This window comes from Nocardiopsis sp. CC223A, assembly GCF_030766825.1.
In the GTDB taxonomy this organism is placed as follows: domain Bacteria; phylum Actinomycetota; class Actinomycetes; order Streptosporangiales; family Streptosporangiaceae; genus Nocardiopsis.
Window position 1 is genome coordinate 55,388 of the sequence record NZ_JASFDV010000013.1, and the last position, 25,347, is coordinate 80,734.

The following is a 25,347-nucleotide window of genomic DNA, read 5'->3' on the forward strand; positions in this document are numbered from 1 at the left end:
TGAGCTCTTACTCTAGACGTGGTCTGTGGACGAGTGGGCGATCATCGTCGTCGAAGCGAGAGGCAAGCTCCCATTTTGTCCTCTTTGCGAGAAGATCAAAAAAGAAACGAACCTTTTCTGGGGCGTCCATCCAACGTGCCTGCTCGACATCTATTACGGTCGGATAGTCATCGCTCGAATCGGCTTCAACTCCAATGGTGAGGTTCTTTGCCTTATTTCCTATATTTTCAAAGAAGAATTGGAAGTCTCCCTCGACCACTTCTTGCTCGGAGGTCAATTCGGGAAAACTCCGAATCGTATCGACGACCTCTTCCGGGTCGGCTGAAACCCAAATAAACTCAACCCTTGACATGAACTTCCCCTATGGCCAGATGATGACATAGCCGTCGCCGATGATGATCAGTTCTTCCAAGTCCCCTCCGTTGCTCTTCAGGGTGCGTCCGAGGGATGCGAGGATCGTCTCACTGTCAATCTGTGGGCCGCGTACATCGAGCGCAATCCTGCTTGACTGCTTCCGTCCTTTTCGAATGTTCGCTTCAATGGCCCGGGGGTTCCCGGATTCGAGAATCTTGAACTCGATTGTGCTGTCGGTGCCTGAGATCACGGCGTCCGGAGTTCTTCTCCCGTCGACCGTCGATTCGGTGACGGACTGAACTTCGATTCCATGATCTGAGAGGAACTGTGCAACTTCTCGTTCTTTTGGTTCAAAGCTCTCCCATTTTTCGTTGATCAACCTGTCGCTCTGTAGATCCTCTACTGAGACCTGCGAGTCGTGATATCTTCCAGGGTCGGTCTGGTCTGGTCGGGGAACCCTTCCTTCTAGGTTTATCTTATTGGGGAAGACATCGAGGAGCCTTTCGCTATCTCCTTGGGCCGGCTCTTCACTGTCATCAGCAAGAGACTCCGCGTATTGAGACTCCCTTTGAGAGCTGCGATCGCCCTCGCCGTCGTCACCGGTGCCGGTGGGGTTCCGGGGCGGCTGGTCGTCGCCGCCTCCGCTGTCGCCGGTCCGGGTCTCCGGGGTCTCCGGCTCCTCTCGGGGATTCTGCCCGTCTTCACGGTCAGCGTCACGGTCCGGCGGGCGGACGTCGTCTTGGGAGCGGGTGTCGCCGCTGTCCTCGGGGATCCGGTTCGGTTCCTCCTCGGCGCGCGGTGTGTCGGCGCTGTCCTCGCGCGGGTCGTTGTCGCGGGGAGGCGAGGATTCGGGGACGTGGGGTGCGTCGGGTTCCTCGGTGCGGGGGCGGTCGGAGGTGGGGGAGTCGCCGCGGCCCTCGGGGGTGCCGGTGTTCTGGTTCTGCGGGGTGGGGGTGCTGTCGTCGTTTGACGAGGGGCGGTCCGGTTGCGGGGCGGGGGTGTCCCTGTGCCGCTTCGGGTCGAGGAGGGATTCCCGCAGGATGTCGAGGCCGTGGTCGAAGCGCTCGCCGGTCGGCGGAGTCGCGTCGCCGTCGCGGGGCCAGGGGCTGCTCTCGCCGGACAGGGGGCGGCCGTGTTCGGGGGAGTGCTGATCGTCGTCACCGAAGCCCGGCCGGTCCGATCCAGCGCCGTCACCGTCCCCGACATGGCCGCCCGAACCCAGGGTGAGCAGGCCCTTCGCCACTTTGAGCGGTAGACCGCCGACCAGCAACACCGTGTTGATGGTGCTCGTCGCACCCGTGTACTCGGGGTCGTCGTCCTTGTGGGACCAGGCCGTATGGGCTTCCCCTTTGTCGGCGAGGACGTCACCGACGTTGCCGGTCCACCTGGCCCAGGAAGCGCCGCCGGTGTCCGAATCGAACAACCACCCCCTGTCGTCGTGAACGCCGACCAGGGTGGCCGCACCCACCAGGGAGTCCCAGCCGTTCTTCTTGAGGTTGTCGAAGCGCCCCGGCAGGTCCAGGCGCCAGCCGTTCTGGGGACTCCACGTCCCCGAGAACGAGACCAGCCCCACGGCGGACCCCCACAGCATGTCGGTGACGATCGTGTCCCAGGCCGCCTGGCCGGTGCTGCTGTCGAAGCGCGCCAGGGACGGGTGGAACTCCGACCCCGCCCACCCGGTGATGTCGTTGACGTACGAGTTGAACCCCGCGAAGGTGAACGCCGTCTCGGGGTTCGAGAAATCCAGGTCGCGTTCGACCGCGTCCGTGGGCAGCCCGTAGACGATCACGTCGTCGCCCCGGGCCTGGTCGGGTGCGACGTAGGCGGCCCCGCCGTACACTGCGGAGATCGTGGTGGCGCAGGTGTTCTCGGCCTCGTTGAACGCCGACCAGGCGGCGTTCACCTCGTCCTTGAGCCTGATGTTCTCCAGGAGGGCGAACTCATCGGTCTCGTCGTCCTTGTCCAGCCACCAGACCGTCTTGTCCTTGTTCCTGTTGTAGAAGCCCTGGGCCTCGATCCGCAGCGTGTTCAGCTTGCGGCGCGCGGTCGCGGCCGCCTCGGCGAGGTCCTCCAGGGCGCCGGCGACGGTGCCCAGGTCAGCTTCGATGCCCTCGCCCCGGGTCACCACCGGGTCCATCTTCGAGAACAGGTCGCCGCTCTCCGGCGCGCTGTAGTGCGCCTGGAGCCCGGTCCAGGTGGAACGCATGTCCTCGGCGTCCCCGGCGAGGTCCTCCCCACCGGAACGCAGCTTCTCCGCCGCGTAGTTGAGCGACCAGACGTCGGTCAGCGGGTAGGGGATGGTCTCGGGGTCGATCAGCGTGAGCATGTTCGGGTCCACGCCGCTCTGCGCCTCGGTGGGCTCGAACCCTCCGGAGGTGGTCATCAGTACACCTCCATGTTCGGCGGTGCGTCGCTGCCGCCGCCCCCGAGGTCGAGGTTCTCGCCGGTGCCCGCCTGGCTCTGGGCTTCGAGCGCCATCTCCTCCTGCCCCTCGTTGTAGGCGACGGTGGCGTCGTTGGCCCCCTTGAGGCAGGACATGCTGCGGACGAACATGGCGTCCGTCTCCGTCGTGAAGTGGGTGAGGAACCCGCTCAGCGCGTGTTCCACCGGCGGGCTCTTGACGTTGTCCAGCGCCATGTCGATGCCGTCCGCGGCGGAGTCGATGGTGGAGGACAGCCCGCCGCCCTCCAGCCCGAGCTGTTCACCGAAGGTGGTGAGGGTCAGCGAGACCCCGTAGACGTCGATGTTCCACTGGCTCATCGGCGGTCCTTCCGGTCCGAGGGGGTGAAGCGGTCGGCGCGGAACACGGCCTCCGGTGCGTCCTCGGAGGCGCTCGTCCCGCTCGGGGCGTCGGTGGCGGCCTCGGCCGCGCTCAGTTCGGCGACCTGTGCTCTGAGGAGGTCCAGGGAGGAGCGAACGTCGTGGATCGCGTGGGCCATGCGGGTGCGGAGGGGCCGTCCGGGGAGCGGGGGTGCGGGGATCGTTCGACCAGGTGATCCGCTGTTCTCGGGTGGGAGGGGAACGGTGGCGGTGCCCTCGTCCGAGGGCTCTACCAGTTCGAACTTCACTCTTCTCGGTCCTTGTCCGCTTCGCTCGACCACTGTGCCCGGATCATGGGGATTTCAGTGGCATTATGCGTATGCGTGGTCACAATCGGGGGTCGGTTCCAGCTGGGCCCGGGGCGGCTCTCCTGGTGCTCCGGAGTGCTCACCTGCGTGAATTCACAGGACACAAAGATCATTAACGGCCTGGGTGAAATGCGTCACTCAAGCGAAGGGGGCGCAGAAAATGATTCCCGGGCGAAATCATTCATGATCGTCTCGGCCGGCGATGGACGCCAGGTAGGCCAGCTGCTTCTCCGCGAGCGCCAGGGTGTCCAGCGGCGAATCCACATCCCCCAGCACCGGGTACCAGGCCGCCGCCTGCTCCCCGGAGCCGACGAGGGTCCCCTTGATCGGACCGGCCTGGGCGCGGCGCCGCCCGATGCGGCCCAGCCGTCCCGCCCCGACGGCCAGGCCGACCGGCAGTGCGGGTCCCGACCACACCGGCGCGTACAGCCCGTCGCCGGACCCCGGGGTGCGGCGGACGCGCAGGCCCTCCAGGGCCCCTTCCTCCGCCAGCGCCTCCACCAGGGCCGGAAGCGCGTCGAACGGCACGGCGTCCTCGTCCGCGAAGTCGACCACCAGGGAGATCCGCTCCAGGACCTCCCTGCCCCGCCGGGAGACGCGGAGCTGCCCCGAGAACGGGTGCCCGCTCCCGTGCGGCCCCGCGAAGTGGAGGATCGCAGAACGCGGGCCGCGCCGCCGCGCGAACGCGATCAGCCGCTCCCGGTCCCACTGCCGGAGCGCGGGTTCGTGGGGTCCCCAGCCGGCCGGAACGGTGTGGGCGAGGTGCTCGGTCGCGATCTCGACCGCACGGCCCAGGGCCGAGGTGAACGGGTCGCGGTGCACGGCGGAGACGTCCAGCACGAGCCGCGTCCCCGTGAGGGTCGCGGCCCGCTCCACGAACCCCGGGACCGGGCGGACGCCCGGCTCCTCGGCGGCCCAGCCCAGGCCCACCGGCTCCTTCTCGGACCGGAAGCCGTGGGTGTCGTCCCAGTTCACCGGCAGGCCGGTGAGGCCGTCGTGGCAGGCGCCGGAGTCGTCGCGCACCACCCAGCGCCCCAGCGCCGACGCCAGGAAGGTCCGTGTTCCGTAGGTCAGCCGTGAGGTGTGCGGGGTGAGGACCTGGAGCGTCCGCCGACGGGCCTGGGTGGCCACGGCGTCGGCGAGCCAGGAGGAGAAGGGCACCACCGGCCGGTCCTGGACGATCAGGAGGGCGCGGTCCGCGGAGCATTCCGCCGCCGGGTGCTCCGTCTCCTCCCACAGGTCGACGTCGGCCCTCCCCGAGGTCCACACCGCGCCGCCGAGCCGCAGCACCAGGCCGTCGGCGAGGTCGTGCGCCACTTCCCGTCCCGCCTCGTCGGGGCGGGAGCGGATCTCGACCCACCAGCAGGGGTCGGTGAGGTTCGCGGCCACGTCAGGGTCGAGGAGCCGGTCGATCTCGCCCCGGTTCTCCACGCGGAGCCCGGGTTCGAAGGTGGCCAGGAGGCGGCCGTCGGCGTTCTTGACCTGGAGGAGGTCGGTGTCGTCCCGGTAGCGGTGCAGGAACAGGTCGGGGTCGACGCGCTGGAGGGCGCGGGCGATCGCCTGCTCGTCGGGTTCGGCGGCCACCAGGGCGATGACGTCGTAGCTCAACGGCACTCCTCGGGAGCTGGGGGAGGATCGGTCGCGGGGGCGGGTGGGTCACCGTGCGCCGACGAGCATACTCATAACGTTACGAATCGCCCGTTCCGGGTGCGGCGGGCGGCCGGGGGAGGGCGGCTTCGCCCAGGGCCGTGAGGTGGGTGCGCCACCGGGTGTCCTGCCGGGTCGTGTGCCCGGGGGATCCTCGCCATCGGCATCGCCGTCGTAGAGCCCGCCTCCGGCGATGCGGTCCCACCGCGCGTCGCTAGGCTCACCTCCGTGGATGGGATCACGGTGGTACGCGAGGGCTCCGGGCCGGAGGTCCTGCTGGTGCACGGCGGTGCCGGTCCGCGGACGACGTGGGGCGCCATCGCCCCGCTGGCCGACCGGTGGACGCTGGCCCACGTCCACCGCCGCGGCTACCCGCCGAGTCCACCACCGCGGGCGGGCCAGGACTTCGAAGTGGACGCCCGGGACCTGGCACCGTTGCTCGTCGACCGCCCGCACGTCGTCGCCCACTCCTACGGCGTTCTCGGGGCGTTGATCGCGGCCGCCGCCGCGCCGGGCGGCGTGCGCTCGCTCACGTTGATCGAGCCGCCGCTCAACCACCTCGTCCCCGGCGATCCCGAGGTGGCGCGGCTGGAGCGCATCGGCGACGCGGTCCTCACCCACGGGATGGACGTGGACCCGGCCGACCTGCGCGAGTTCCTTCATCTCGTGGGTGCGCCCATCGGCGACGGACCGTTCCCCGAGTCCGTGATCGCCGGTGTTCGGCGGGCGCACGGCAGTCGGCCGACCAGCGAGGCGCGCCCGCGGCTCGACGCGATCCGGGACGCCGGTGTTCCGGTGCTCGTCGCGTCCGGGGGCCACGCGGCCGCGTTCGAGCGGATCTGCGACGCCCTCGCGGACGCACTCGGCGGTGAGCGCAGCGTGCATCCGGGTGCCGGTCACTTCGTCGCGGCCGCACCGGGGTTCACCGAACGGTTCGAGGCTTTTCTGCGCGGGTCGGCGGCGGGCGGTCCCCGGCTACGGGGATGAGGCGAGCAGGCGGGCGAGGGCGGCCTCGCCCGCGGGCCGCCGGGTGGGCTCGCCGCCGGGGAGGCCCCGGTCGGCGGCGCGGCCGATGGCGATGAGGCCCAGGTAGCGCGGCAGCGCCCGGCCGCGGGAGCGGCGGGCGGTGGCCGGGTCGGCGCGGGAGTAGGGGGAGGAGAACGCCGCGGCCGTGCCCGCGGGCAGCAGGAGCCGGGCCGCCGAGAGGTCGGTCGCCGGGTCGCCGGTGCACATGTCGCCGAGGTCGATCACCCCGGCCAGGGCGCCGTCCGCGACGAGGGTGCCGGCCGGGTGCGGGCCGCCGTGGATCCCCACACCGGCGGCCGCTCCCGGCGGGGCCGCCATCGCGTCGTCCCACACCCGGCGGAGCCGGTCGGCGTCACCGCCGGGGTCCATGGTGTCCAGGCCGCGCCCGACCCCCGCCGCGGCGTCCTCCAGAGGGGCGCCGCGGTCGGGGTCGGTCGATGAAGGCCCTGGTCCGGGGCCTTGAGGATGTTCGCGAGGGCTGCGTCGTCCTCCCCGTTGAACCCCGGCCCGCGGTACCACTCGACGAGTTCCTCGACGGTGTGGTTCTCCGGGTCTCCGGGGCCGATCACGGCGGGCCTCCGATCGTGTGGGGCGGGCACCGGGGCACGGGTGCCCGTATCCCCCGGCGGGCGTTTCCGGGGCGACTCCTCACCGGCCCGGACCGGTCCGCGCGGCTCCGGGTCTTGTGAAAACGAGCGGCGCTCGTTTAATGTGGCCCGACCGACACCGAGGAGGCCGCCGTGGGACGACCGCGCACCCCCCTGCTGAGCCCCGAGCGCATCGCGCACGCGGCCCTGGAGATCGTCCGCGAGCAGGGCGACTTCACCGTCGCCGGGCTCGCCGCGCACCTGGGCGTGCGGGTCTCCTCGCTCTACAACCACGTCCGCTCCAAGTCCGAGATCATCCAGGCCATCCGCCGCGACCGCATCCTCCCCGTGCTGGAGCGGCTGCGGGACGAACCCGACCCCCGGCGCCTGCTCGAACTGCTCCTCCGCGACTACTACGAGTTCCTCAGCCGAGTCCCGCAGCTCATCCCGCTGCTCATCGCCGAGCCCATCCGGCAGCCGGAGATGATCGCCTACTACGACCTGATCGCCCGGTCGATCTCCCGCATGGGAGTACCCGAGCACGAGGTCATGCCCGCCCTCGGCCTCCTGGAGGGCTACGTGCTCGGCGCCGCCATGGACCTGGGGTCGGAGCCCTTCGACCCCCGGGACACGGACGGGGCGCCGCACCTGCGCGCCGCCCTGTCCCACCGGGACGCCGACGACCCGCGCGGGCTCCGCTCCTTCGAGGCCGGCCTCGCGATCGCGCTGCGCGGCCTGGCCGCCGGCACCCCCTGAAATCCCCCGGCCCCCCGCTCGGGCTCCCGTCGCCGGCCCCCGCCGGCAGTGAGGAATCCCCCCATGAACCCGCCCCCCGGCCCGCGTCCCCTGCTGGGCCTCATGTCCACCTGGGTCTACGCCCTGCTGCCCGCCAACCTCGTCCCCGCGATCATCGGCCGCCTCGTCGGCGAGCTCGGCGTGAGCCTCGAAGTCGCCGGGGCGACCGCCACCGCCATGACGATCGCCAACGGCGCCGCCGTGCTCGGCGCCCGCCGCTTGGTCGAACGCGGCCACCGTCCGGCGACCGCGCGCGTCGGGGTGGCGGTCCTGGTCGGTGCGTCCGTCGTCGGCGCCCTGTTCCCCGAGCCGGCGGTCGTCATGGCCGCGATCGTGGTCGGCGGCCTCGGCTCCGGGCTGGTCATCGCCGCCGCGACCGCAGCCGTCGCCGCGAGCGAGGACCCCGACCGCGCCACCACCCTGGTCATCATCGTGAACCGGGTGGTCGTCGCCGCGGCCTTCCTGCTGCTCCCGCTGGCCGGAGGCGGGATGCGCGAACTCCTGCTGCTGTTGGCCGCGCCCGGTGTCATCGCCTTCCTCGGCGCGGCCTGGCTCCAGCCCCCGCCCGCGGCGCCGGCGGCCGACCCCGCATCCGGCGCCCCGCGGTCACCCCGCCCGAACCGGGTCGCCTGGGCCCTGGCACTGGCGTTCGCCCTGTGGACCGTCACCGACGAGGGCGTCTACGGGATGCTCGAAATCCTGATCCGCACCAACGCCCCCGAGACCGGGGACGGGCTCCTCTCACTGATGTTCGCGGCCTCCGTCTTCGCCGGGCTGGCCGGCGCGGTCTGTGTGCCGCTGCTCCACCGCTTCTTCTCCCGGCCCCTGCTGCTCGCCGTGTTCCTGGGCGTGAGCGCCGTCGCCAAGCTGGTGATCTCCGCCGGTTCCGGAGCCGTGCCCCTGGCGGTCGGCGGCATCGTCTGGGGCTTCGCCTTCGGTGCCCTGATCCCGCTGGTGTTCGGCCTGGCCGCCCGGTTGGCGGCGGACGGGTCCGCGAGCGTCCTCGCCAACGGCACCTATGTCGTCGGGGTCGCGCTCGGGCCGCTGGTCGCCACCCAGCTGGCGGCCGTGGGCGGCACCGGCGCCCTGGCCGCCGTCCTGACCGCGGTGGCGGTCGCGGCGGGCAGCGCCGTGGTCGTCGCCGCCGTGCGCGCGGAGAAGGCCGAAACGCGCCCCGCACCACCCGCTCCCCAGCACCCCGAGGAGATCGCACCTTGACGAACATCCTGATCCGCGACGGCGTCCTGTTCTCCGGCGGACGCCTCCTGGAGGCCACCGCCCTGGCCGTCCGGGACGGCCGGATCGCCGCCGTCGGCACCGAGGAGGAGGCCCGCGCCGCGGCCGGGCCCGGTGCCGAGGTGGTCGACGCCGCCGGCGGCCTGGTGACACCGGGTTTCGCCGACGCCCACGTCCACGCCTGCTTCGGCGGGGTGGAGGCCGCCCGCTGCGACCTCACCGCTGCCGCCACCGCCCGGGACTGCCTGGACGCGATCCGCGCCTACGCCGACGCCCACCCCGACACCCCGGGCGGCTGGGTGCTGGGCGGCGGCTGGGGCATGGCGCTGTTCAGCGGCGGCACCCCCACACGGGACCTGCTGGACGCGGTGGTCCCCGACCGCCCCGTGTTCGTCATCAACGCCGACCACCACGGAGCCTGGGCCAACAGCCGTGCCCTCGCCCTGGCCGGGGTCGACGCCGACACCCCCGACCCCGCGGACGGCCGCATCGAGCGGGACGCCGACGGCGTCCCTTCGGGCACCCTGCACGAGGGAGCGATGGAACTGGTCGGGCGGGTGACCCCGGCGACCACGATGCGGGAGTGCGAGGCGGGTGTGCTGACCGCCCAGGAGTACCTGCTCTCGCTCGGGGTGACCGCCTGGCACGAGGCGATCGTCGGCGCGTACGCCGGGTACCCCGACATCGCGCCCGCCTACGCCGCCCTGGCGGAGTCGGGGCGGCTGTCCGCCCGGGTGTCCGGTGCGGTGTGGGTGCCGCGGGGGCTCACCCCCGACGGTGTGGCGGCCTTCGTGGCCGACCTGCGCGCCCGCAAGGAGAAGGGCGGGCCGGGCCTGCGCCTGGACACCGCCAAGATCATGGTGGACGGGGTCGCCGAGAACCGCACCGCCGCCCTGCACGACCCCTACCTGTCGCCCTGCGCCTGCGGCGGCCCCGAACGCGGCCTCGCCTACTTCGGCCAGGACCTGCTCGACGCGCTCGTGCCCGCGCTCAACGCCGCCGGGATCGCCGCGCACTTCCACGCGATCGGCGACCGCGCCGTCACCATGGCGCTCGACGCCGTGCAACGGGTGGCACCCGAACACCGCGCCTCGGTGCGCAACCACCTGGCCCACCTCCAGGTCGTCGACCCCCGCGACGTGCCCCGGTTCCGGGAACTGGGGGTCACGGTCAACATGCAGGCCCTGTGGGCGTGCGTCGAGGAGCAGATGACCGAGCTGACGCTGCCGATCCTGGGCCCCGAACGCGCCCGGTGGCAGTACCCCTTCGGCTCGCTCGCCGCCGACGGGGCGGAGCTGGCCATGGGCTCGGACTGGCCGGTGTCCACCCCCGACCCCTGGCAGGCGGTCCACGTCGCCGTGAACCGCCGTTCGCCCGGGGACACGGCGTCCCCGCCGCTGGAGGCGGGGGAGGCCCTGCCCCTGGCCCGGGTGCTGGAGGCGTACACGGCCGGGTCCCACCGGTTGCTCGGGTTCGCCGACTCCGGACTCCTGGAGGCGGGAAGGGCCGCCGACCTGTGCGTCGCGGACCGCGACCCCTTCGCGGGCCCGCCGCAGGACGTCCACCTCACCCGCAACCGGCTGACCGTCCTGGACGGGCGGGTCGTGTACGGCGGGTGAGCCCTGTCCACGGGGTAGCCCCACCCGCGGGCCCGCGGGTGGGGCGTGTTCGGCGGATGCTTTCGGGCGGCTCGGCGCTTGCGCCGAGTGCGGGGAGCGGCCGCGAGGCGATCTCTCACAAGACGACGAGCGCAGCTGCCCCTACTGTGCCCTGCTACGCAGGCTCCGCGGTGTCGCACAGCGGGCCCGCCCGGGGGCGGCCGTCCGAGCGCGGTCGGCGCGGCGAGGGGCGGCCTCGCGGCCGCTCCCCGGAATGATCCGCCGCACACGCCCTAGGGTCGTTCGCATGATCGAGGAGCTGTGGGCTGCGGGCGAGATGCCCTTCCGCGACGGGCTGTACCGCCCGGACGACACCGCCCTGGAGGTGGACGTGCCCGGACCCGGCGCCTACCATCCCGACGCCGGGCGGCCGATCCCCTTCCGCCTGGGCGGCCCGCTGGACGTGGCCCGGGCCCTGGCCGAGGACGGCGCCAACGAGGCCGACCCCTGGTTCGAGGCCCCGCTGCCGGACGGCTCGGGGCGGCTGACCGGCGGTGGCGGGGGGATGGGCAACATCGGTTTCCTCGCCCGCCTGGGACCGGACCGCTCCCTGCGGTGGGTCCTGCCCCTGTTCCACTCCAACCCGTTCACGGGGGTGCGCTACGAGGGGGCGGTCGCCGTCGTCACCAACGACTGGGGCAACCTCCTGCGCCTGGACCTGGCCGACGCCCCGCTGCGCGGCTGACCGGCCGCGCCCCCGCTCAGGTCCGGTTCTCGGCGCTGCCGGCCAGGATGGGCTGGTCGACCAGCCGGGACAGCACCAGGGTGCTCTTGGTGCGGACCACGAAGGGCTCGGCGCCGATGCGCTCGATGACCTCCTCCAGGTGGCGGGTGTCGCGCGCCCGCACCTGGACGATGGCGTCGGCCTCGCCGGTGACCGTGCAGGCCGAGGTGATCTCGGGGTAGGCGGACAGGCCCGTGCGGATCTCCCCGGGGGAGGTGCGGGCCCGGCAGTACAGCTCGATGAACGCCTCGGTGGTCCAGCCGACGGCCTGGGGCTCCACCACGACGGTGAACCCGCGCACCGCGCCGGACTCCACCAGCCGGTCGACCCGCCGCTTGACGGCCGACGGGCTCAGGCCCACCTGGCCGCCGATCTCCGCGAAGCTCATGCGCGCGTCCGCGCCGAGGATCGAGATGATCCGCTCATCGACACGATCAAGACGCATGGTGTCCCTTTGTCCACTTCTGTTGCCGGCGGTCACATCGTACCGGCGCATCCCCAGGTGGGCAGCCGTGTCGCTTCCTATGGTCACTGATGGTGACATGGACAATACATATGGTCGCAATGCCTGGGCGAGGGAGTGGACACGTGCGAGCACCGTCTCTGACCGTGATGTCGGGGGTCCTCATGGCCTCCCTGGTGGCCGCCCCGGCGCCCGCCGCCGCCCAGGCCCTCGCCCCGCCACCCGGGCAGGCACCGGCCCCGGAGCGGCCCGGGACCACCCGCATCGACCAGAGGGCCCTGCGCTGGGAGCCCTGCGAGGACCTCGACCCCGTGGGCGAGGAGACCCTGGAGTGCGCGACGCTCACCGTTCCCATGGCGCACGGCGACCGCGGGTACGCGGACCCCGTCCGGATCGCCCTGTCCCGGGCGGCCGCCACCGGCACCGCCGAGCACACCCTGCTGGTCAACCCGGGCGGACCGGGCAGCGCCGGGCGCCGGTGGGCCTCCTACACGCACCTGCGCATGGCGCCCGAACTGCGCGAGGTCTACGACGTGGTGGCCTTCGACCCGCGCGGCGTGGGGGCCTCCACCCCGAGGATCACCTGCGACCCCGGGCACTTCACCGCCCCGCGCCCCGACGGCGTCCCCGCCGACCCCGGCGCCGAGCAGGCGCTGCGGGCCGACGCCGAGGAGTACGCCCGGTCCTGCGCACAGAACACCGGGCCGCTGCTGGACCACATGCGCACCGAGGACATCGCCCACGACATGGACGCCATCCGGGCCGCCCTGGACCTGGACGAGATCGACTACCTGGGCTACTCCTACGGCAGCTACCTGGGCACCGTCTACTCCGCCCTGTACCCGAACCGGGTGCGCGCGCTCATCCTCGACAGCGTGGTCGACCCCGACAACCCCTGGTACGAGAGCAACCTGCGCCAGAGCCTGGCCCTGGACCGGTCCGCCCGCAACTTCTTCGACTGGGTCGCCCGCCACGACGCCGCCTACGGCCTGGGCGCCGACGCCGACACGGTCGAGGAGGCCTACCACACCCTGCGCTCGGAGCTGGCCTCCGATCCCATCGACGGCGTGGTCGGGCCGACCGAACTGGAGAGCTCCATCATCGTCGTCGCCTACAGCGGCGCCTCCTGGCCGACCGTCGCCGCCGCCCTGTCCGACCACATCGTCGACGGCGACCCCGCCGCACTGAAGGGCCTCTTCGACGCCTACGGGGAGCAGCCCGACGCCGACACCGACACCGGCTACGGCGGCTACCTCGCGGTCCAGTGCACGGACGCCCCCTGGCCCAAGGACTGGGACACCTGGCACGAGGACACCGAAGGCGTGCACGCGAACGCACCCTTCATGGGCTGGCACAACACCTGGTACAACGCCCCGTGCGCCACCTGGGACGCCGAGGTCGAGGAGTGGTTCCAGGTCGGCGACGGCCCCTACCGGCACCCCGCCTACCGGGGCGGTGCGCTCATCGTGCACGCCACCGGGGACGGGGCCACCCCCGTGGAGGGCTCCTACTCCCTGCGCGACCGGCTGCCGGGATCGGCGCTGGTCGTCGAGGAGGGCGGGCTCACCCACGGGGTGGCGCTCACCGGCAACGTCTGCGTCGACGAGATCGCCCGCGACTACCTGCTGGAGGGCACCCTCCCCGAGCGGAAGGAGGGCGAGGGACCCGACGCCGTCTGCCGGGCCCGCCCCGAGCCGTCCCCGCGCACCGCGCAGAGCGAGCCTTTGGTGGATCGCCCCGGGACGTCCGGGTGAGGGTGGAATAGGCTGGAACCGGCGCGAACGGACCTGATCCCGCCGTCGGGGAGACGGTGGGCGGATGGGGGAGATGCGATGCTGCGGACCTCACCGGTGAGGATTCTCGGCGAACGTGACAGGGAGGCCGTGCGCGCCCTCCTGGACATGGATCCGGTGGGGAACGTGTTCGTCACCTCCCGACTGATGGCCGCGGGTATCTCCGCGGGCAACGGGACCGAGGTGTGGGGGCACGTCGAACACGGCCGGCTCACCGCACTGTGCTACTCCGGGGCCAACCTGGTCCCCGTCAACGCCGGTCCCACGGCGATCCGCAGCTTCGCCGACCACGCCCGCTGGCGGGGCAGGCGCTGCTCGTCCATCGTCGGCCCGGTCGACGCGGTCAACGACTTCTGGCAGCAGGTCACCCCGGCCTGGGGGCCGGCCCGCGCCATCCGTGCCAGCCAGCCCGTGCTGGAGATCTCCGCCGCCCCCGCCGTGCCCGCCGATCCGCAGGTGCGCCGGGTCCGGCGCACCGAACTCGACATCCTCGTGCCCGCCTGCGTGGCCATGTTCACCGAGGAGGTCGGCGTACCGCCGGACTCCGGCGACGGCGGCGCCATGTACCGCGCCCGCATCGAGGAGCTGGTGCGCACCGGCCGCGCCTTCGCCCGCATCGAGGACGGCCGGGTCGTGTTCAAGGCCGAGATCGGCGCGGTCACCCCGCAGGCCTGCCAGATCCAGGGCGTGTGGGTCCACCCCGACCTGCGCGGGCAGGGCCACTCGGTGCCGGGCATGGCCGCCGTCGTGCGCTACGCCCTGGCCGAGATCGCCCCGCGGGTCACCCTGTACGTCAACGACTTCAACACCCCGGCCCGGGCCGCCTACCAACGGGTCGGGTTCCGCCAGGTCGGAGAGGTCATGTCGGTGCTCTTCTGACCGGCGGCCGCCGACCCGCCCGCACGACCCCCGGCCACAGAAGGGACCGCGACGGTGCACGGTGTCTACGTAGCGTCCAGCGACGCCGAGGGGGACAAGAGACCCGTCGCGCTCGGCCTGGCCGAGCTGCTGGCGGGGACCGTCGACTCCCTCGGCGTGTTCCGGCCGGTGGTGGGCGAGGGGGAGCGCGACCCGCTGGTCGAGACGATCCGCCGCAGGTTCGGGGTCACGGCGTCCTACGAGGCGTGCACGGGCGTGGTCTACGACCGGGTCCAGGACGACCCCGAGCAGGCCATGTCCGAGATCGTCGCCGCCTACGGGGCACTGGCCGCCGAGTGCGCGGCCGTCGTCGTCATCGGCACCGACTACACCGACGTCGTCACCCCCACCGAGTTCGCGTTCAACGCCCGCGTCGCCGCCAACCTGGGCGCCCCGGTGCTGCTGGTGCTCTCCGGCCGCGGCCGCTCCGAGGAGCAGGTCCGCGGCGCCGCCGCGGTCGCCGAGGCCGAACTCGCCCGCGAGCACGCCGCCCCGCTGGGCACCGTCGTGGGCCGGGTCGAACCCGAGCGGGTCGGGGCGCTGCGCGCCGCCGGGCCCTGGTCGGTGCTGCCCGAAGTGCCCGGCCTCACCGTGCCCACCGTCCGCGACCTGCAACGGGCCTGCGGCGGGCGGCTGCTGTTCGGGGAGGACAAGCGCACCGGCCGCGAGGTGTCGGGCCTGCTCGTCGCCGCCATGTCCCTGCCGCACATCCTGGACCGGATGCGCGACGAGAGCGTCGTCATCCTCCCCGCCGACCGGGCGGGCGCGGTCCTGCCCGCGCTCATCGCCGCCCACCTGTCCCCGGACTTCCCCGCGGTCGCCGGGGTGTTCCTCACCGGCGACACCGACTCCGACATGCCCGAACCCGTCTGGCGGCTGCTCGCCGGGATGCACGTGCGGGTCCCGGTCATCGCCACCGGCCTGGACACCTTCACCGCCGCCACCCTGCTCGCCGACGTCCGCGGCGGCGGCGCGCCCCTGCCCGACCACAAGATCGAGTCCGCGGTGGCCGCCTTCGACTCCGGCGTGGACGGGCCCGCCCTACTCGAACGCCTCCAGGTGACCCGCACCGACACCGTCACCCCGCTCATGTTCGAGTCCACCCTGCTGGGCCGGGCCCGGGCCGACCGGCGGCGCATCGTCCTGGCCGAGGGCACCGAGGAGCGCGTGCTGCGCGCCGCCGACCTGGTGCTGCGCCGCGACGTCGCCGACCTCACCCTGCTCGGCGACCCCCGCGAGATCCGGGCCCGCGCCGCCGACCTGGGCCTGGACGTGGCCGCCGCCGACCTGGTCGACCCGGAGACCTCCCCGCTGCGGGACGAGTTCGCCGCCGAGTACGCCCGGCTGCGCTCCCACAAGGGCGTCACCGAGCAGCTGGCCCGCGACACCGTCGTGGAGGTCTCCTACTTCGGCACGCTCATGGTCCACCTGGGGTACGCCGACGGCATGGTGTCCGGCGCGGTCCACACCACCGCGCAGACCATCCGGCCCTCCTTCGAGATCCTGCGCACCTCGCTGGTGTCCAGCGTGTTCTTCATGTGCCTGGCCGACCGCGTGCTCGTCTACGGCGACTGCGCCGTGGTCCCCGACCCCACCGCCGAGCAGCTCGCCGAGATCGCCTCGGCCTCCGCCGACACCGCCGCCCGCTTCGGCGTGGACCCCCGGGTGGCCCTGTTGTCCTACTCCACCGGCGCCTCCGGCAGCGGCGCCGACGTGGACAAGGTGCGCGCCGCCACCGACCTGGTCCGCGAACGCCGCCCGGACCTCCTGGTGGAGGGGCCCATCCAGTACGACGCGGCCGTCGACCCCGGGGTGGCCCGCACCAAGCTCCCCGACAGCCGGGTGGCCGGGCGCGCCACGGTGTTCGTCGTCCCCGACCTCAACACCGGCAACACCCTGTACAAGGGCGTGCAGCGCAGCGCCGGGGCGGTCGCGGTGGGGCCGGTGCTCCAGGGGCTGCGCCGCCCGGTCAACGACCTCTCCCGGGGCGCGACCGTGCGGGACATCGTCAGCACCGTCGCCATCACCGCCGTCCAGGCCCAGGCCGGGGCCCGGGGCTGACCCCGGCGGCCGGCCGGTCCGGGAGGTTTCGTACACATCGGTGTCAGATCGGGGCCGGGCGCGGTTTCGGGGTGCCCCGTCACGGTTAGCCTGCAAAGGGCGCCGATCGCGCTTTTTCGTCCCCGCACCCCGAGAGAGCGCCGATGACCCTGCGGAACCCGACCGGCCGCACCCGCCTGTCCCTGGCCTTCCTGCTGGCGGCGCTGGCCGTGCTGGGACCGCTCAACATCGACATGTACCTGCCCGCGTTCCCGGAGATCTCCGCCGACCTGGGCGCCGGGGCCTCGCAGGTCCAGCTCAGCCTCACCACCTGCCTCGTCGGGCTGGCGATCGGCCAGTTCATCGTCGGTCCGCTCAGTGACGCGTACGGCCGCCGCGGGCCGCTGCTGGTCTCCCTGGGCCTGTTCGTGCTGGCGTCCGCCGTGTGCGCGCTGGCCCCGAACATCGCCGTGCTGGTGGCGGGCCGCTTCCTCCAGGGGCTGACCGCCTCGGCCGGGGTGGTGCTCTCCCGGGCGGTCGTGCGCGACGTGTTCGACGGACACGAGCTCACCCGCTTCTTCGCCCTGCTCATGGTGATCAACGCGGTGGCCCCGCTGGTGGCACCGGTGGTCGGCGGCGCCCTGCTGTGGCCGGCCTTCGCCGGGTGGCAGGTCGTGTTCTGGGCCCTGGCACTGCTGGGCGTCGCCGTCATCGCGATCACCGCCCTGCGCCTGCCCGAGACCCTGCCCCGGGAGCGGCGCACCCCCGGCACGGTCGGTGGCACCCTGCGCAGCATCGGCGAGCTGCTGCGCGACCGCGTGTTCCTGGGATATGCGCTGGTCACCGGGCTGTTGCACGGCGGCAGCTTCGCCTACGTCGCCGGGACGCCCTTCGTCTACCAGGATCTGCACGGGGTGTCCCCGCAGGCGTTCGGGGTGCTGTTCGGGATCAACGGGATCGCGATCATCGGCGGCAGCTGGGCGGTGGGCCGGTTCTCGCCGCGCTTCGGCGAACGCCGCCTGCTGGTCACCGCGGTCTCCGTCGCCGTGCTGGCCACCGGGGCACTGCTGGCCGCCACGGTGCTCCAGGGGCCGCTGGTCGCCCTGGTCGTGCCGATCTTCGTCTACATGACCTGCATGGGCATGATCCTCACCGGCTCGTTCGCCCTGGCCATGGTGGGGCAGGAGCGCCGGGCGGGCAGCGCGAGCGCCCTGCTGGGCGCGCTGTCCCCGCTGTTCGGCGCGGTGGTCGCACCCCTGGTGGGGCTGGACGAGACGACGGCGGTACCGATGGGCGCCCTCCTGTTCGGCACCTCCGCCGTCGGTCTGCTGGTCCTGGCGGCGATGACCTCCCGCCGTCCCCGCGTCCCCGTCGCCGAGGCCTGAACGGGGACGCGGGGGCGCCGTCCGGTCCCGTGCCGTGCCCCGGCGGGCGGGGCGACCCCGCCCGCCGGAGCGGTGTTCACTCGGCGGCCGCGCCCGCCTCCGGGGCGAAGTCCGGGGTGTCGGCCAGCAGCGCCCTCGTGTACTCGTGGCGCGGATCCGACATCACCCGGCCCACCGGCCCGTACTCCACGATCCGGCCCCGCTCCAGCACCGCCACCCGCTGCGCGATGTTCGACACCAGCGCGATGTTGTGGGTGACGAACAGCAGCGCCATCCCCTCGTCCTGGAGCCCGCGCAGCAGTGCCACGATCTCCGCCTGCACCGACACGTCCAGGGCCGAGGTGACCTCGTCGCACACCAGCAGGTCGGGGCCGGTCGCCACGGCGCGGGCGATGCACACCCGCTGCCGCTCCCCGCCGCTGAGCTGCTCGGGGAACCGGTCGGCGTAGGACGCCGGGAGGGCGGCCCGCTCCAGTGCCCGCCCGACCACCAGGTCGGGGTCGGCGGGGCGGCCCACCAGGTGCCGGTAGGGGCCCAGGATCAGGTCCCGTACCCGCTTGCGCGGGTTCAGCGCCTCGTACGGGTTCTGGAACACGTACTGGATGCGGCGGCGCTGCTCCGCGGTGCGCCGGCGTCCGTGCAGGGGCAGCGGGGCACCGTCGAACAGCACCTCGCCCACGGCTCCGCGGTGCAGCCCGGCCACCGTCCGCGACAGGGTCGTCTTGCCCGAACCGGACTCGCCCACCAGGGCCGTGCACTCCCCGCGGGCCACCGACAGGTCGATGTCCTCCAGCACCCGCGTGCGCCCGTATCCGGCCGCCAGGCCCGACACCCGCAGCAGCTCGTCGCCGCGCTCGGCCTCGGGCGCGTCCGTGCGCATCCGCGGGACCGCCGCCAGCAGCGCCCGCGTGTACTCGTGCTCGGGCGCCGACAACACGTCACCGGTCGGCCCGTGCTCCACCAGCTCGCCGCGGTACATCACCGCGACCGCGTCGGCCAGTTCCGCGACCACCGCCATGTCGTGGCTGATGTAGATCCCGGCCGTGCCGTACTCGCGGGTCATCCGCCGCACCGTCTCCAGCACGTGCTTCTGCGTCGTCACGTCCAGGCCGGTGGTCGGCTCGTCCATGACGATCACGTCCGGGCGGCCCACGAAGGCCATCGCGATCGCCACCCGCTGCTGCTGCCCGCCCGAGAGCTGGTGCGGGTACCGCTTCAGGAAGGTGTCGTCGTCGGGCAGCGCCACCTCCCGCAGCACCTCGCGCACCCGGGCGTCGGCCTGCGCCGGGGACAGCGAACCGTCGTGCAGCGCCTCGCCCAGCTGGACGCGCAGGCGCAGCGCCGGGTTCAGCGCCGAGGCCGGCGACTGCGGGATGTAGGCGACGGCCCGGCCGCGCAGGGCGCGCACCCCGCGCCCGTCCAGCGAGGCCAGGTCCTGCCCGGCCACCTCCACCCGGCCGCCGGTGATCTCCGTGGCCCGTTTGCGGTGTGCCAGCAGGGCCAGGCCCACCGTGGTCTTGCCCGAGCCGGACTCGCCCACCAGGCCCAGGATCTCGCCGCGCCGCACGGTCAGCGACACGTCGCCGACGATCGTCACGTCGGAGGGGCGGCCGATGACGGTCAGGCCCTCCACCGCCAGCACGGTCTCCGTGGTCTCCGTCATTTCCCGACCCCCCGGTCGATACCGACCGCCGCCCGGGACAGCCCGTCGGTGATGAGATTGGCGCCGATGGTCAGGGTCGCGATCGCGGTCACCGGCAGCAGCACCGCCCACGGCTGCACGACCATGCCCTGCCGGTTCTCGTTGATCATCAGGCCCCAGTCGGCGGTCGGCGGCTGCAACCCCATGCCGAGGAAGCCCAGCACCGCGACCACGCCGATCGAGTAGGTGAGCCGTAGTCCCAGCTCCACCAGCAGCGGGCCGGTCACGTTCGGCAGGATCTCGACCGCCATGATCCGCCACCGGGGCAGCCCGATGGCCTCGGCGGCCTTCACGTAGTCCTGCTCGACCACCGAGCGGGTGGCCTCGCGGATCACCCGCGCCACCCGGGGCATGTGCGAGACCGCGATGACGGCCACGATCAGCCACGTCTTGGGGCCGATGATCGACATCACCAGCAGTGCCGCGATGAGCTGGGGGAACGCCAGCAGCATGTCGTTGACGCGCATGATGGCCTCGTCGGCCCAGCCGCGCAGGTACCCGGCGACCACGCCGACGACCGTCCCGGCCAGGACGCCCAGCCCGGCCGAGGCCACGGCCAGGAGCAGCAGCGTCCACCCGCCCCACAGGAACCGGGTGAGCACGTCGCGCCCGCGGTTGTCACCGCCGAAGACGGTGCCGTCCACCCCGGTCTCGAAGGGACGGGCCACGAACTCGGTCGGGGTGTAGGGGGCGATGAACGGGCCGATCACGGCGACCAGTACGACCAGACCGGTCAGCACCACGCCCACCTTGGTCCGCCCGTGCCGCCAGGCGGCGCGGAACAGGCCGCCGCCGCGGCGGCCCCGGGCCGCTCCCGCGGCCGGGGCCTCGATCGGGGGAGCGCTCATCGGGTCACCCTCACCTTCGGGTTGGCGGCCAGGCCGAGCACGTCGGCGGCCAGGTTGACGAGGATGTACACCCCGGCGATGAGCAGGACCACGGCCTGCACCAGCGGCACATCGCGGTTCTCGATGGCGTCCATGAGCACCTTGCCGATGCCGGGGAAGTTGAACAGGAACTCGACGGCCACCACACCGCCCGCCAGCCACGCCAGCTGGAGGGCGACCACCTGGGCCACCGGGCCGATGGCGTTGGGCAGGGCGTGGCGCACCAGCACGGTCCGCTCGTCCAGCCCCTTGAGCCGGGCCTGCTGCACGTACTCGCTCTCCAGGACCTCGATCATGGTCGCCCGCATCATCCGCACGATCGGCGGGGTCACCGCGAAGGCCAGGGTCAGCACCGGCAGCACCCACTGCTCGGGTCCGCCGTTGCGCGAGTACACCGACGGGAACAGGTCCAGCCCGCCCGGCCCCAGGGCCAGGATCAGCAGGATGCCCACGACGAACTCGGGGATGGCGGCCGTCACCAGCGTCCCCAGGGACGCGGTGTGGTCGAACGCCCGGTCCCGGCGCAGCGCGCTGAACGCGCCCACCGCCAGTGCGACCGGGGTGGCCACCAGCGCGGCCAGGCCCATGAGCGTCAGCGACGCCCCGATCGGGCCGTCGAGCACCTCCGACACCGGGGAGCGGTTGGAGTAGGAGATCCCCAGGTCGCCTTGGATGACGCCCTGGAGCCACTGCGCGTACTGCACGGTCAGGGGCTCGTTGAGGTTCAGTTGCTCGCGCAGCGCCGCCACCCGCGCCTCGGTGGCGTCCCGGCCCAGGATCATCAGCGCGGCGTCACCGGGCAGGGCCTGGGTGGCGGCGAACACCGCGACGGACACCGCCCACAGGGTGAGCAGCCCGAACAGCAGGCGTACGGCGACGAGCCGGGTCATCACGCGTCCTTCCAGAGGGTGTGGAAGGCGTAGGAGCCGAGCGGGTGGCCGGAGACGGAGGGCTCCAGGCCGCCCACGGACACGTTGTGGGCGTCGAGCAGGTTGACGAAGCCCCAGACGATGTAGCCGCCCTCCTCGTACTCGATCTCCTGGGCCTTGCGGATCAGCTCGTTGCGCGCGTCCAGGTCGGCGGTGCGGCGGGCCTCCTCCAGGAACCCGAGCCACTCCTCGTGCTCGCCCCACATGGTCTCGTTGTAGGGGGCACCCACCACCGAGCCCTGCGCGGTCTGGGTGATGTAGTTGCGGGCGCTCCAGAAGTCCTGGCCGAACGGGTACGGGAAGCCCTCCTCCTCGTTCCAGTACTCGCTGGGGTTGACGCGGCGCAGGTTCACGGTCACCCCGGCCTCGCGGGCCTGCTCCTGGAAGACCTCGGCGGCGGCGACCACGCCCACGCTGATGTCGGAGGTGACCAGCTCCACCTCCAGGCCGTCCCCGTGCCCGGCCTCGGCCAGCAGCCGCTTGGCCTCCTCGATGTCCTGCTCGCGCTGCGGGAGGTCCTCGGGGTAGGAGGGGTCCATCCGCGCGTACATGTCGTTGCCGACCTGCCCGTACCCGGCCAGGGCCTGCTCGATCATCTCCTGGCGGTCCACGATGAGCCGGAACGCCCGGCGCACCCGCACGTCGTCGAAGGGGGCGGTGTCGACGCGCATGGTGAAGGGCAGCCACATGCCGGTCTCGGACTCCATGATGTCCAGGTCCGGGTTGCCCTCGATGATCGGCACCTGCACGTGCGGCACCTGTGTGATGACGTCGACGTTGCCGCTGTTCAGGGCGTTCACCCGGGCGTCGTCGTCGGGGAAGTCGACGATCTCCAGCTCGTCGAGGTAGGGCAGGCCCTCCTCGTGGTAGCCCTCGTGCCGCTCGAACACGCTGTACTGGCCGGCGACGAACTCGACGACCTTGAAGGGGCCGCAGCCGATCGGCTCCTGGGGGTCGTAGCCCTCCGGGACGATGCAGTTGTAGTACTCGGCGAGCGCCTCGGGCAGGGTGACGACCGGCTCGGTGCAGGGGATGCGCACGGTGCGCTCGTCCACGGCCTCCAGGCCGTCGGAGTCCACCCCGGCCATGTCGCCGGCCCCGCGCTGGGGGTCGTCGGGGTCGAGGATGCGGCGCAGCGAGAAGACCACGGAGTCGGCGGTCACCGGGGAGCCGTCGTGGAAGGTCAGACCCTCCTTGAGGACGACGGTCCACTCGGTGCCGTCCTCGTTGGACTCCAGCGACTCGGCGAGGTCGTTCTCGATGGTGCCGTCGTTGGCGAAGCGGACCAGGGTGGCGTACAGCGCGTAGTTGCGGGCGATGTCGACGTTGTCGGTGGGATTGTGCGCGTCGAGGGTGTCGTTGACACCTCCGCCCGCGATGCCCACGCTCAGCCGGCCGCCCTGTACGGGCTCACCGCCGCCCCCGCCGCCGCTCTCGGAACCGCCGCAGGCGGCCAGGACGGGGGCGATGGCCGCGCCGGCCGCGGACACCTTGAGCAGGGTGCGGCGGCTGGGGGCGGCGGGGACGGGATCGGGACGGGACGTCACGGGGCACCTCACGGGGATCGGAGATCGGGGATGGGGGAGCGGACACCGGACGCACCTGGGGCGGGGGGAGGGGGCGGCGTCGGCATCGCCAGAACCTTGTTGTCCCATCTCACGGGCGTCAAACAACGCCCTCCGGGGCCGGAATCACGCAGGGTGACGCCTGGGCGGTGGTGCTGCGGGAGGGTTCGTTCGGAGGCTGAAGTCCCTGGTCAGAGTGGGTTTTGCGGGATCGGGCGAGCAGCGGCGCGAGGGCGGGCACAGGCCCGGGAACCCTTTCCCGGACCCTCCCCCCGGGATAGGGGTCGTGTCCCGATCGATGTCGGGTGGAGGCGAAAACGTGGTGTTTGAATCGATTATTTTCCGTTTTATGGGTCTTGTTGCTTTAATGGTGGGTTTGCAGGATTCTCGGGAGCCCCAGCAGCCCCTCCCGACGTCTCACCCCGGGTATTGCCAACGTGTTGCATGTCACATGGCTCTCGCTGGGGCCCGGGCTGTTTCCTTTGTCTGCATCGGGGAGGACACGTGACGGGGTTTTGTGGCCAATCCCGGGCACGGTGAAGGCGGGTGTGCTGTTCTGGACTCGGCACACCCTTGTCTAAGGTGAGTGCAGGCGGCGCAACCCGCGCGCCCGACGCGGGTGATTGGAGTGACCGGATGGCTGAGGCGAGGCAACTCCGGGAATACGTGCCCGCGGAGGTACCCGAGAACACCGAGCCCGCCCCGATCGAGGGCGGCGACCTCACCGGCGGCGCCACCGACCACACCGTGTGGAGCTGCGCGGGCAACCTCACCGCCGTCCGCTCCGTCCGCGCCCGCGTGCGCGACTTCCTCGCCCGCATGGGCCACTCCGCGAGCGTCCTGGACGACGCCGAACTCGCCGTCAGCGAACTGGCCACCAACGCCCTGCTGCACTCCCGCTCCGGGCAGAGCGGCGGGGTGATGACGCTGTTCATCCGCTCCGACGGCTCCCGGCTGCGCGTCGCCATCGCCGACCAGGGGGAACGCGCCGGGGAGGGCGGGCACACCCGCGAGGACGGCGACGACTTCGGCCGCGGCAAGCTCATCGTCGACAGCTGCGCCACCCGCAGCGGCGAATACTGGAGCGAGGCCACCCACGTGGCCTGGTTCGAGATAGAGGACCCCCAGCCGGGCCTCTCCCTGGTGAGCGGTCCCGCCTAGCCGCCCCGCTTCCCCGGGCCCGTGCTCGGCGCCCCCCCAGAAGGCGGGAACGGGTTTCAAGAAGGCACAGCGGCCCTACGTGAACACCCTCGATCCTCCGGGCCTCCAGGACCCCGCCGGCGCCTCGCGGTCCGCCGGGTCGGACCCGCGAGCGGCGCCCTCCATCATCCCGGCCGTCAGGCGGGCGGGCCCGGGGCGGCGATCCGCTCGGGCTCGGGGGCGCAGCGCACCGTCACCCGGCGGCCCTCCGGGACGGGGCAGTCGGTCCCCGTCACCACGCAGGCCCCGGTCCACAGCGCCAGCGCCACCAGGGCGGCCCGGGTGGCCTCCTCACCGCGCTCGTCCACGGCGACCACGTCCTCGGCGGTCAGCGACAGGTGCTCGCGCAGCGCGACGAAACGCGCCATGAGGTCGCTGTGCGGGTACAGCGTCGTCAGCAGCCCCGCCCCGGTCTCCTCGTAGCCCAGGATGCCGTTGTCGAACAGCCCCCTCGAAGGGCTGTACCCCGTGCCGTCCGGACTGGGCCGCAGCAGGTCCTCGAAGGGCGTCGTGCCCAGCGCGGCGCCGAACGCGATGACCTGCCGCACCCGCGACCGCTCGGCCAGCTCCAGCGCCGCGGGCGCCAGGTCGGCGCTCACCACCAGCAGCCGGGCGTCCGTCTCGGCCAGGGCCGCGCACTGCACGTCGAGGTCGGAGGCGGGGGACAGGGGCAGGGCCCGGCCGCCCACCGCCATCACGGTGTAGGTGGCCAGGAACCGCTCGGGTGAGACCGGGGCCAGTACACCGACCACGTCGCCCAGGCACAGGCCCCGTTGGCTCAGTCCCGCGGCGGCCCGCTCCACCGTGGCGGCGAAGGCCAGCGCGTCCACGCGCGACCCGTCGCCGCGGATGGTGCCGCCGAGGCCCGGGCGCAGCCGCAGGCGCTCGCACAGCCCGCCGGTCAGCGAGCCGATGGGGTCGTCCCGGCGCGGCAGGTGGCGCCCCGATCGTCCGGTTCCAGAAGACAGCCCTACCCCCATGCGTTCCCCCAGTTCACCCTGGTCGCGGTGGTACCGCCATCCGGGCTCGTCACGCCCCCTCCACGTGGCGAGCCCGGCGGCGCCGCACCGGCCGGTCCGAGCGAGGTCCCTCCCCAGGTTCCACCTCGCGCCGGTGCGGGTTCCCACCGGCCCCGGGAGTCCTCCCGGGGCCGACGGTCCGCCGGGTTCCCGGGCATCGCACCCGGGCCGACGGCCGTTTTCGGAGCGCCCGCGTACGTGTCACCGAGGTGCCGCGATCGCGTGCGTTCCATGGCTTGAAGCCTAGCGCGTTCACGGTCGGATGCACATGCATATTGCTATGCAGATGCA

22 protein-coding genes are annotated in these 25,347 nt (G+C 72.6%); 11 read left to right on the plus strand and 11 right to left on the minus strand.

Annotated features, from left to right (window positions below; translation table 11 throughout):
* Positions 1-25: 25 nt before the first annotated feature.
* Positions 26-325 carry a hypothetical protein gene (locus QJS33_RS07630; protein ID WP_306367160.1) on the plus strand — a complete coding sequence of 100 codons (300 nt, stop codon included), beginning with the start codon at positions 26-28 and terminating at the stop codon, positions 323-325.
* Positions 326-361: 36 nt separating this feature from the next.
* Here the strand turns inward: QJS33_RS07630 and QJS33_RS07635 are convergent, their stop codons facing one another.
* The 4 genes from QJS33_RS07635 to QJS33_RS07650 all read right to left on the minus strand — a co-directional run bounded on the left by QJS33_RS07635 (position 362) and on the right by QJS33_RS07650 (position 5,090).
* The gene (locus QJS33_RS07635) at positions 362-2,680 is read right to left on the minus strand and encodes a hypothetical protein (RefSeq protein ID WP_306367161.1); all 2,319 of its coding nucleotides are present in this window, start codon (positions 2,678-2,680) and stop codon (positions 362-364) included.
* Positions 2,681-2,736: 56 nt separating this feature from the next.
* On the minus strand, positions 2,737-3,114 hold the full coding sequence (locus QJS33_RS07640) for a DUF6507 family protein (RefSeq protein WP_306367162.1): 378 nt from the start codon (positions 3,112-3,114) through the stop codon (positions 2,737-2,739).
* Positions 3,111-3,422, minus strand: a complete 312-nt coding sequence (locus tag QJS33_RS07645) for a cell envelope biogenesis protein TolA (RefSeq protein WP_306367163.1) — start codon at positions 3,420-3,422, stop codon at positions 3,111-3,113. Before QJS33_RS07645 ends, QJS33_RS07640 begins: the two co-directional genes overlap by 4 nt.
* A gap of 237 nt (positions 3,423-3,659) precedes the next feature.
* A complete protein-coding gene (locus QJS33_RS07650; protein WP_306367164.1) occupies positions 3,660-5,090 on the minus strand; it encodes a DUF6177 family protein in 1,431 nt (476 codons plus the stop codon).
* Between the two features lie 267 nt (positions 5,091-5,357).
* On the opposite strand from QJS33_RS07650, the gene QJS33_RS07655 reads away from it, so the two are divergent.
* Complete coding sequence (locus QJS33_RS07655) at positions 5,358-6,116, plus strand: alpha/beta fold hydrolase (RefSeq protein WP_306367165.1); 759 nt, start codon at positions 5,358-5,360, stop codon at positions 6,114-6,116.
* On the opposite strand, the gene QJS33_RS07660 is transcribed toward QJS33_RS07655, so the two are convergent.
* Complete coding sequence (locus QJS33_RS07660) at positions 6,105-6,524, minus strand: phosphotransferase (protein WP_306367166.1); 420 nt, start codon at positions 6,522-6,524, stop codon at positions 6,105-6,107. The genes QJS33_RS07655 and QJS33_RS07660 overlap by 12 nt on opposite strands.
* Positions 6,525-6,895: 371 nt before the next feature.
* Between QJS33_RS07660 and QJS33_RS07665 the strand changes: the two genes are divergently transcribed.
* From QJS33_RS07665 to QJS33_RS07680, 4 genes are all read left to right on the plus strand, one after another.
* On the plus strand, positions 6,896-7,498 hold the full coding sequence (locus QJS33_RS07665; RefSeq protein WP_306367167.1) for a TetR/AcrR family transcriptional regulator: 603 nt from the start codon (positions 6,896-6,898) through the stop codon (positions 7,496-7,498).
* A gap of 63 nt (positions 7,499-7,561) precedes the next feature.
* Complete coding sequence (locus QJS33_RS07670; RefSeq protein ID WP_306367168.1) at positions 7,562-8,755, plus strand: MFS transporter; 1,194 nt, start codon at positions 7,562-7,564, stop codon at positions 8,753-8,755.
* The gene (locus QJS33_RS07675) at positions 8,752-10,392 is read left to right on the plus strand and encodes an amidohydrolase (RefSeq protein WP_306367169.1); all 1,641 of its coding nucleotides are present in this window, start codon (positions 8,752-8,754) and stop codon (positions 10,390-10,392) included. The genes QJS33_RS07670 and QJS33_RS07675 overlap by 4 nt, the downstream gene beginning before the upstream one ends.
* A 286-nt stretch (positions 10,393-10,678) precedes the next feature.
* Positions 10,679-11,116 (plus strand): hypothetical protein, encoded by a 438-nt coding sequence (locus tag QJS33_RS07680; RefSeq protein ID WP_306367170.1) that lies wholly within the window; start codon positions 10,679-10,681, stop codon positions 11,114-11,116.
* Between the two features lie 16 nt (positions 11,117-11,132).
* On the opposite strand, the gene QJS33_RS07685 is transcribed toward QJS33_RS07680, so the two are convergent.
* A complete protein-coding gene (locus QJS33_RS07685; RefSeq protein ID WP_306367171.1) occupies positions 11,133-11,600 on the minus strand; it encodes an Lrp/AsnC family transcriptional regulator in 468 nt (155 codons plus the stop codon).
* A gap of 167 nt (positions 11,601-11,767) precedes the next feature.
* Here QJS33_RS07685 and QJS33_RS07690 point away from each other — a divergent pair, with 167 nt between their 5' ends.
* The 4 genes from QJS33_RS07690 (at position 11,768) to QJS33_RS07705 (ending at position 17,754) form a co-directional block, all read left to right on the plus strand.
* On the plus strand, positions 11,768-13,372 hold the full coding sequence (locus QJS33_RS07690; protein ID WP_306367196.1) for an alpha/beta fold hydrolase: 1,605 nt from the start codon (positions 11,768-11,770) through the stop codon (positions 13,370-13,372).
* A 78-nt stretch (positions 13,373-13,450) separates the two neighbouring features.
* Entirely contained in the window at positions 13,451-14,290 is an 840-nt protein-coding gene (locus tag QJS33_RS07695) for a GNAT family N-acetyltransferase (protein WP_306367172.1), read from the plus strand.
* Positions 14,291-14,344: 54 nt separating this feature from the next.
* Complete coding sequence (gene pta / locus QJS33_RS07700; RefSeq protein WP_306367173.1) at positions 14,345-16,390, plus strand: phosphate acetyltransferase; 2,046 nt, start codon at positions 14,345-14,347, stop codon at positions 16,388-16,390.
* A 143-nt stretch (positions 16,391-16,533) separates the two neighbouring features.
* Positions 16,534-17,754 carry a multidrug effflux MFS transporter gene (locus tag QJS33_RS07705; protein WP_306367174.1) on the plus strand — a complete coding sequence of 407 codons (1,221 nt, stop codon included), beginning with the start codon at positions 16,534-16,536 and terminating at the stop codon, positions 17,752-17,754.
* Positions 17,755-17,830: 76 nt separating this feature from the next.
* Here the strand turns inward: QJS33_RS07705 and QJS33_RS07710 are convergent, their stop codons facing one another.
* The 4 genes from QJS33_RS07710 to QJS33_RS07725 are packed head-to-tail and all read right to left on the minus strand — an operon-like array spanning position 17,831 to position 22,819.
* Complete coding sequence (locus QJS33_RS07710) at positions 17,831-19,417, minus strand: ABC transporter ATP-binding protein (RefSeq protein ID WP_306367175.1); 1,587 nt, start codon at positions 19,415-19,417, stop codon at positions 17,831-17,833.
* Complete coding sequence (locus tag QJS33_RS07715; protein WP_306367176.1) at positions 19,414-20,304, minus strand: ABC transporter permease; 891 nt, start codon at positions 20,302-20,304, stop codon at positions 19,414-19,416. The genes QJS33_RS07710 and QJS33_RS07715 overlap by 4 nt, the downstream gene beginning before the upstream one ends.
* Positions 20,301-21,233, minus strand: a complete 933-nt coding sequence (locus QJS33_RS07720) for an ABC transporter permease (protein ID WP_306367177.1) — start codon at positions 21,231-21,233, stop codon at positions 20,301-20,303. Before QJS33_RS07720 ends, QJS33_RS07715 begins: the two co-directional genes overlap by 4 nt.
* A complete protein-coding gene (locus QJS33_RS07725) occupies positions 21,233-22,819 on the minus strand; it encodes an ABC transporter substrate-binding protein (protein ID WP_306367178.1) in 1,587 nt (528 codons plus the stop codon). Before QJS33_RS07725 ends, QJS33_RS07720 begins: the two co-directional genes overlap by 1 nt.
* Before the next feature lie 654 nt (positions 22,820-23,473).
* Here QJS33_RS07725 and QJS33_RS07730 point away from each other — a divergent pair.
* Complete coding sequence (locus QJS33_RS07730) at positions 23,474-23,998, plus strand: ATP-binding protein (protein ID WP_306367179.1); 525 nt, start codon at positions 23,474-23,476, stop codon at positions 23,996-23,998.
* A 176-nt stretch (positions 23,999-24,174) separates the two neighbouring features.
* Here QJS33_RS07730 and QJS33_RS07735 read toward each other — a convergent pair whose 3' ends face one another.
* On the minus strand, positions 24,175-25,017 hold the full coding sequence (locus QJS33_RS07735; protein WP_306367180.1) for an AMP-binding protein: 843 nt from the start codon (positions 25,015-25,017) through the stop codon (positions 24,175-24,177).
* Positions 25,018-25,347: the final 330 nt, after the last annotated feature.

Bases quoted from the DNA above. Each gene is read 5' to 3' on its own strand.
- QJS33_RS07635 (WP_306367161.1), bottom strand. From the start codon at position 2,680: ATGCTCACGCTGATCGACCCCGAGACCATCCCCTACCCGCTGACCGAC.
- QJS33_RS07640 (WP_306367162.1), bottom strand. From the start codon at position 3,114: ATGAGCCAGTGGAACATCGACGTCTACGGGGTCTCGCTGACCCTCACC.
- QJS33_RS07660 (WP_306367166.1), bottom strand. From the start codon at position 6,524: ATGGACCCCGGCGGTGACGCCGACCGGCTCCGCCGGGTGTGGGACGAC.
- QJS33_RS07670 (WP_306367168.1), top strand. From the start codon at position 7,562: ATGAACCCGCCCCCCGGCCCGCGTCCCCTGCTGGGCCTCATGTCCACC.
- QJS33_RS07680 (WP_306367170.1), top strand. From the start codon at position 10,679: ATGATCGAGGAGCTGTGGGCTGCGGGCGAGATGCCCTTCCGCGACGGG.
- QJS33_RS07685 (WP_306367171.1), bottom strand. From the start codon at position 11,600: ATGCGTCTTGATCGTGTCGATGAGCGGATCATCTCGATCCTCGGCGCG.
- QJS33_RS07690 (WP_306367196.1), top strand. From the start codon at position 11,768: ATGTCGGGGGTCCTCATGGCCTCCCTGGTGGCCGCCCCGGCGCCCGCC.
- QJS33_RS07695 (WP_306367172.1), top strand. From the start codon at position 13,451: ATGCTGCGGACCTCACCGGTGAGGATTCTCGGCGAACGTGACAGGGAG.
- QJS33_RS07705 (WP_306367174.1), top strand. From the start codon at position 16,534: ATGACCCTGCGGAACCCGACCGGCCGCACCCGCCTGTCCCTGGCCTTC.
- QJS33_RS07710 (WP_306367175.1), bottom strand. From the start codon at position 19,417: ATGACGGAGACCACGGAGACCGTGCTGGCGGTGGAGGGCCTGACCGTC.
- QJS33_RS07715 (WP_306367176.1), bottom strand. From the start codon at position 20,304: ATGAGCGCTCCCCCGATCGAGGCCCCGGCCGCGGGAGCGGCCCGGGGC.
- QJS33_RS07720 (WP_306367177.1), bottom strand. From the start codon at position 21,233: ATGACCCGGCTCGTCGCCGTACGCCTGCTGTTCGGGCTGCTCACCCTG.
- QJS33_RS07730 (WP_306367179.1), top strand. From the start codon at position 23,474: ATGGCTGAGGCGAGGCAACTCCGGGAATACGTGCCCGCGGAGGTACCC.
- QJS33_RS07735 (WP_306367180.1), bottom strand. From the start codon at position 25,017: ATGGGGGTAGGGCTGTCTTCTGGAACCGGACGATCGGGGCGCCACCTG.